This is a genomic window from Acetobacter sp. DmW_125128 (assembly GCF_008704325.1).
GTDB lineage: Bacteria > Pseudomonadota > Alphaproteobacteria > Acetobacterales > Acetobacteraceae > Acetobacter > Acetobacter oryzifermentans.
This window is the reverse complement of record NZ_VHOP01000059.1, coordinates 1-2,428: the sequence shown is the minus strand read 5'-3', so window position 1 is coordinate 2,428 and position 2,428 is coordinate 1. Positions and strand designations below refer to the sequence as shown.

General features: G+C 66.4%; 2 protein-coding genes and 2 pseudogenes. All 4 read right to left on the bottom strand.

Features of this window, described 5'->3' with window-relative positions; all coding sequences use genetic code 11:
* Positions 1-84 precede the first annotated feature (84 nt).
* Positions 85-1,347: pseudogene (locus FKW19_RS14330) on the bottom strand (conjugal transfer protein TrbE); the annotation flags it as partial.
* A gap of 7 nt (positions 1,348-1,354) precedes the next feature.
* Positions 1,355-1,621, bottom strand: coding sequence for a VirB3 family type IV secretion system protein (locus FKW19_RS14325; protein ID WP_116100239.1), 267 nt, complete (start codon positions 1,619-1,621; stop codon positions 1,355-1,357).
* Positions 1,621-1,947: a TrbC/VirB2 family protein gene (locus FKW19_RS14320; protein ID WP_116100238.1), complete on the bottom strand. Its 327-nt coding sequence runs from the start codon at positions 1,945-1,947 to the stop codon at positions 1,621-1,623. Before FKW19_RS14320 ends, FKW19_RS14325 begins: the two co-directional genes overlap by 1 nt.
* Positions 1,944-2,351: pseudogene (locus FKW19_RS14315) on the bottom strand (ATPase, T2SS/T4P/T4SS family); the annotation flags it as partial. The pseudogene FKW19_RS14315 and the gene FKW19_RS14320, both read right to left, overlap by 4 nt.
* Positions 2,352-2,428: the final 77 nt, after the last annotated feature.

The following is a 2,428-nucleotide window of genomic DNA, read 5'->3' as shown; positions in this document are numbered from 1 at the left end:
AGGCGGAAAACGCTTCGATTTGTTGCTCATGAATTCTTCTTACCTCTCGGGTCGTTCTGTCTCCACAAAACCCGGGGCAATTCACAGCGGTGGCGCGTTGAAATGCCCGTCCCGCTCTGGCCCGGCCCACACCGCGGAGAGCGGGATCATATGGGCGAGGTTCAGGGTCGAAACGCAGGGCTGGCGGACATTGGCGTAGACATGCCCCGGCAGGCTGCCGAACCACGCTTCGAGCGCATTGACGCTCTCGCGCATGCAGGTGAAGTCGCGGCCCTGGATCGTCTTCTCCACCAGACGCAGCCGGTCGGCGGCGACGGTCGGATCCTCGTCCCACACTGTGACGGTGGCGGTGACATAGGCCTGTCCGACCTGATCGGTGCCGAGTTCCTGCAAGGCGGCATCGGCATCGGCGGCCTTGTTGGCGGCGTCTGAATCCAGCAGCACCGACGCCTCGTTGGTCATCACCTCCTTGAGGATGGCCATGATCGATTTGCGCTTGGCGAACCATTGCCGCCGGATCCGGCCCAGCACTTTCGTCGCGTCGACGCGGTCGAGGCAGATCGCCCGCGTCGACCAGCGATAGGGAAAGGCCAGCCGGTTCAGTTCGTCCAGCAGCCCCGGCCAGGTCTGGGTCGGAAAGCCGATCACGGTGAGCGTGCGCAGATGGGCGTCACCCAGGCGCGGCTCCAGTCCGCCGGTCAGTTCCTCGTCGACCAGGATCGCGTCGAGGTGCATCGGAATTTCCGGCACCCGGACGCGCTGCAGGCGCGTGGAGATACAGGAATGGAGATAGGTCAGGGTTTCACTGTCATCGAGCCAGGCGGCCTCGGGCATGAAGCCGTCGAGCAACGCCAGCACCCGATCGGTCTGGTCGATGAATCCCGCGACCACGGCCTGCCAGTCGGAACCGCCACGGGCGCGATTTTCGTAGAGCCACGCTTCCGCGCGGGCGGCGTCGTCCGCTGGCGGCAACCAGACCAGAGTCAGGAAATAGCGGCTCTCGTAATGCGCGCCCTCTTCCTCGAACTGTGCCCGGCGTTCGGCGTCCACCAGTTCGGAGGCCGGGTCGGGGAACGGGCCGGACGGATAGCCCCGTGCCGGGCGGCGCTGCGCTTCGACGAAGATGGCCCAGCCGGAGCCAAGTCGGCGCAGGGCGTTGTTCAGCCGGGACGTGATGGCGACCAGTTCGGAGGCGGTCGAGGACTCTAGGTCCGGGCCACGAAAACGCGCGGTGCGCTGGAAGGCGCCATCCTTGTTCAGCACCACGCCTTTGGCGACCAGCGCCGCCCAGGGCAGGAAATCAGCCAGCCGGTCGCGGCGGTGACGGTATTCGGCGAGGTTCAGCATGGCGCCTTCACCCGACCAGATGGGTAGGATAGCGCAGGTGCCGGCGCACCACGTCGACGAAGGCAGGATCGCGTTTGGCCGCCCAGACGGCGGCGAGATGGCCGACCAGCCAGAAGATCCCGCCTGCGATCCACAGCCGCAGGCCGAGGCCGATCGCCGCCGACAGCGTGCCGTTGACGATCGCCACCGTGCGCGGCGCCCCGCCGAGCAGGATCGGCTCGATCAGGGCGCGATGCACCGGGGCGGTGAAGCCGGGGATGATGTCGGGCTCCATCAGATCAGCGCTCCGCCCGAGAAGGAGAAGAACGACAGGAAGAAGCTGGATGCGGCAAAGGCGATCGACAGGCCGAAGACGATCTGGATCAGGCGGCGGAAGCCACCCGAGGTCTCGCCAAAGGCCAGGGTCAGACCGGTCACGGTGATGATGATCACCGAGATGATCTTGGCGACCGGCCCCTGCACACTTTCCAGGATCTGGTTGAGCGGCTCCTCCCACGGCATGCTCGAACCGGCGGCATAGGCCGGGGCCGACAGCAGGGCGAGCGAGAGGGTCGCGCCGACTACAGCAAAGCGGCGACGCAGGGCGATCATGTGGGTCATGACGGATCTCCGGCAGGTGCGAGGATGTAGTCCCCGTCCGGGCTCAGCCCTTGGACGGTGGCAAGTTCGGCCAGCCGGCGCGCACTGCCGCGCCCGGACAGCACCGCGATGACGTCGATGGTCTCGGCGATCAGGGCGCGCGGCACGGTGACGACGGCTTCCTGGATCAGTTGCTCCAGCCGGCGCAGGGCGCCGATCGCCGACCCGGCATGCAGGGTGCCGACACCTCCGGGATGGCCGGTGCCCCAGGCCTTGAGCAGGTCGAGCGCCTCGGCGCCGCGCACCTCGCCGATCGGAATCCGGTCGGGGCGCAGGCGCAGCGAGGAGCGCACCAGATCGGAGAGCGAGGCAGCGCCGTCTTTGGTGCGCAGGGCGACCAGATTAGGGGCAGCGCATTTGAATTGCCCCGGGTTTTGTGGAGACGTTTTTTATCTGATTTAAGCGGCTAATGCATGTGATTTCTGTTGTGCATAAAAGCGTG